At 55.5% G+C, this 4,300-nt stretch carries 2 protein-coding genes; both read left to right on the top strand.

Features of this window, described 5'->3' with window-relative positions; translation table 11 throughout:
• The coding region (locus tag JMN37_RS11175; protein WP_252932191.1) for a YPDG domain-containing protein at positions 1-2,638 on the top strand (2,638 nt) is incomplete at its 5' end.
• Between the two features lie 458 nt (positions 2,639-3,096).
• The coding region (locus JMN37_RS11170; RefSeq protein WP_252932190.1) for a transthyretin-like family protein at positions 3,097-4,300 on the top strand (1,204 nt) is incomplete at its 3' end.

Genomic DNA, 4,300 nt, shown 5'->3' with positions numbered 1-4,300 from the left:
TGAGCCGAAGTATGAGGACGGTAAGGGTAAGCCGGGCGAGGATGCTACGGTTCCTGCTCCGAAGTTCACTGACAAGGACGGTAAGGACACCAAGGCTCCTGAGGGTGCGAAGTTCACTCCTGGTGACAATGCGCCTGATGGTGTGAAGGTTGATGAGACCACTGGTGAGATCACTGTTCCGGTTCCTGAGGATGCGAAGCCTGGCGACACGATCACTGTTCCGGTTGTTGTGACCTACCCGGATGGTTCCAAGGACAACGTTAATGTGACCGTCACGGTTGAAGAGCCTGGTGCTAAGACTGCTGATCAGGTTGAGCCGAAGTATGAGGACGGTAAGGGTAAGCCGGGCGAGGATGCTACGGTTCCTGCTCCGAAGTTCACTGACAAGGACGGTAAGGACACCAAGGCTCCTGAGGGTGCGAAGTTCACTCCTGGTGACAATGCGCCTGATGGTGTGAAGGTTGATGAGACCACTGGTGAGATCACTGTTCCGGTTCCTGAGGATGCGAAGCCTGGCGACACGATCACTGTTCCGGTTGTTGTGACCTACCCGGATGGTTCCAAGGACAACGTTAATGTGACCGTCACGGTGACGGAGAAGGATGTGCCGCCGGTTCCGGGTTCGAAGGACAATGAGTCCTACGAGCCTGAGTACAAGCCAGGTTCTGGTAAGCCGGGTGAGGACGCCACAGTTGACAAGCCGGTCTTTAAGGACAAGGACGGCAAGGAGGCGACTCCGCCGGCAGACACGAAGTTCGACAAGGGCGAGGGTGCTCCGGAGAACGCGACTGTCAAGGAAGACGGTTCTGTGACCGTTCCTGTTCCGGAGGATGCAAAGCCGGGTGACAAGATCACTGTTCCGGTTGAGGTGACCTACCCGGATGGTTCCAAGGACAACGTTGATGTCACGGTTGAGGTTCAGCCGAAGGATCCTTCGGTCATCCCTGGTGACAACACGACGGTTCCGGCTGATAACACGCCGCATGAGGTTGGCAAGGTTGAGAACCCGAAGGGTGATGAGTCCGGCAAGCTTGTTGACAAGGACGGCAACGAGATTCCGGGTTCGAAGGTCGAGATCGACGAGGACGGTAACGTCAAGGTGACGGTGCCGGAGGGTACTGATCCGCAGGATGCCAAGGTTGTTGTCACTGATAAGGGTGGCAAGACTGTTGGTGAGATCGATGTGAAGATCGTTGACCCGAGGTCTGATGCTGCGAAGTTCGTGCCGAATTACGGTGATCGTAAGAACGTTGAGGCTGGTAAGACGGAGCAGTCGAAGAATCCGTTTGAGGGTAAGACTGATGTTCCTGTGAAGGATGCAACGGGTCAGCCTTCTGCTGGTTCCGAGGATTGGACGTTCAACACCGAGAAGTCTTCTGGTGTCGTCAAGGCAACGGCTCCTGATTACAAGAAGGTTGCTGACAAGATCGCCTCTGAGTTGCCGCAGATTGATAGCAGCTGGAATAACTTCAAGGAGATCTTTACTCCGTACGTTCGTCCGTCTGTAACGGTTGATTTCACCTATAACGATGAGTCGAAGAACCACGCAACTGCTGGTTTCGAGCTGGTTGGTAAGGATGGTAAGTCCTTGCTGGATCCGGATGGTGACTTTGATGGTGACGGCACCTCGAACCGTGAGGAGATCGAGAAGGGCTTTAACCCTGCCGATGAGAACTCGAAGCCGACGCCTGGTGAGGACGCTTCGGTCGCAACACCTGCCATCGATGACGTTCACGAGGGCGACAAGGCCATCACCGGTACCGGCGAGCCTGGCTCCAAGGTGACGGTGACCCACGATGGCAAGGAGATTGGTGTCGGTGTCGTCGGTAATGACGGCAAGTGGACCGTGGAGGTTCCAGGTGACGCTCCTCTGACGCAGGGTAAGATCGTGAAGGTTAGCCAAGATGCAGGTAAGAAGACTGCTGAAAAGACGGTCCAGGGCCCACGGGAGGGTGATTCGAACAAGGACACCACTGCGCCGACTGTGAACCCGATCAAGCCGGGTGATAAGACGATCTCCGGTAAGGATGATCGTCCGAACTCGACGATTAAGGTCACGCTGCCGAACGGTAAGGTCATCGAGACAACGACTGATAAGGACGGCAACTGGAAGGTTGATGTTCCGTCTGGTGTTGAGTTGAAGCCGGGTGACAAGATCACGGTGACCGATGAGGCGGGTAACAAGACAACCGCACAGGTCGGTATTGATACCGGCAAGTGTGTTGCATCCGCTGTGGGCTTCGGTCTCCCACTGATCGCGCTGCTGCCGTTGGGTCTGGCTTCCCAGATTCAGATTCCGGTGCTCAGCGATGTGGCTGCACAGGTGAACGCTCAGCTGCAGGATGTGAACACTCGTATCCAGCAGCAGGCTGGCATCTTCAATCCGGAGATGGCACGTCAGGTTGAGCAGATCAACGCACAGCTGCGCACCGTTGGTGCGGATCTGGGCATGGTCGCTGCGGGTATCGTGTTGATTGCTGCTGGCATTCTGGCTGGCACGGTCATCTACGACAACTGCAATCCGAATGGTCCGAAGTCTTCGGTCAAGGACCTCGAGCTGAAGGGTTCGTCTGGTAAGACGACGAAGCTTTCCTCGAAGAAGGATGATGCTAAGCCGTCCGTTACCCCGAAGAAGTAATGCGATAGCGCTTTTCACAGCCTCCCCCCCTTTGCGGGGGAGGCGAAGGGGGTAAACGCTTACTAAGCGTCTGCTAAGAAGTAAGAAGCTGTCATTCGTCATTGAGACGAATGACAGCTTCTTGCATGTTTGGACAATATTGGCGGAGCGGTCGTCCAAAAGCCTGTGTCTTGCCAGGTAGCGTACAGATGCACCGAAGTGATCTATTCCAAACGTATTGGCACCCCCTCCTGGGCAAATGGTAAACAGTTCGCAGCTCATGAAGCTCTAAGTTTTCAACCTGCTGTAATGTCCAGGTGTCCATAAATGGGCTAGATGTAAAAGTTCCACTGGATGCACAGACCTTTCATTGTTATTGTCGGATAACTGTAAATCATGTAGCGCCTGTGCCTACACCGGGAAAACGGTGAAGCACGCGGCGGTGGCATGTTCTGAAATAACGGATGAAAGGAATTATTGTGCGAAGCTCCTATAAAGCACGTCGTGGCACGTCGCTTGCTGCGGCTGCGTTGTCATTTGCATTGGTTGCGCCGCTAGCGCAGCCTGTTGCGTTTGCGCAGGAGGCTCCTGCTGCAGTTGCGGGTGCTGAAGCTGCTGCTGATACGCAGGGCAAGAACAAGATGGTGCCGAACGCCATCTACACCAAGGGTGGCTGGCGCGATTTTGGCGGCTACCACGGCTACGCGTACATCAATAAGGATGGGCGTGCGGACGATTTGAGCTCGAATAACGAGCCACTCAAGGGCAACGTCATTTACCTGCAGTACGTGACGGGCAAGGGTGAAGTGTCCCCGACGTTTTACACCACCACGGACTCCGAGGGTCGCTTTTCCTTTGATTTGAGGCGTGGGGTGACGGATAAGGTTGGTGCCCCGGCCTTCCACCTGGCTGGCGCTTCCAACTTCAGGGTCCGCGTGTGGGGTGAAAACCCCGACCCAGAGAAGTACTCGGTGGTCATGGCTGGTGACATGGAGTCTGGCCGCTACACCACGCGTACTTACCGCACTCAGGAGTCGTGGAACTTCACGGCTGGTCCTTCTGGTTCGCGTATCACTAACGGGCGTTTCGTGCTGGAGGAGAAGCCGAACCATGTCGGTTGGTTGGCAAAGCCTGAGTCCGAGTGGACCCGCGCGCTAGACGGTGAGACCGGTAAGCCGACGGTTGATGGTCAGTTCCCGGACTATGGCAACTATGGCTCGATCAAGAGCGCTGCTGTGCCGAACCAGTCGCAGGTGTGGTGGGAAAACGGTGAAGATGCCGGTTCTTTGCCGGGGTACTACAAGTACCAGCCTGGTCAGGGCGACCGTGCAGCCGGTGGTGTAGAGATTATTGCTTCCTACCTCAATGATGAGGTTGCGCGTGAGTTGGATGCGTGGAAGGAAGCGAACCCTGGCTACACCGTTGAACAGGAGCGTGCCAACCAGGAACGTATCATCACCGAGTACCAGAAGGAGCACGGTGAGGGCTCGCATATCGCTGAGACGGTAGTTGTGCCGTCGAAGGCTAATGGCAAGATTTACCTGCCGTTTAAGGGTACGTATGGTGTCTCGCGCACGCAGGAAAACCAGACTGCACAGTTGCGCAACAAGCTTGAAGAAGGCGATTTCGGCAAGGTTGCTAAGACATTTGAGACCGAGACTGGTGCTTCTCGGTATGGTGCGT

Origin of the sequence: Corynebacterium lipophilum (genome assembly GCF_024102595.1) — a bacterium.
Classification (GTDB): domain Bacteria; phylum Actinomycetota; class Actinomycetes; order Mycobacteriales; family Mycobacteriaceae; genus Corynebacterium; species Corynebacterium pseudogenitalium.
Note: the sequence above shows the minus strand (reverse complement) of the source record. Positions and strands in the feature narration are given on the sequence as shown.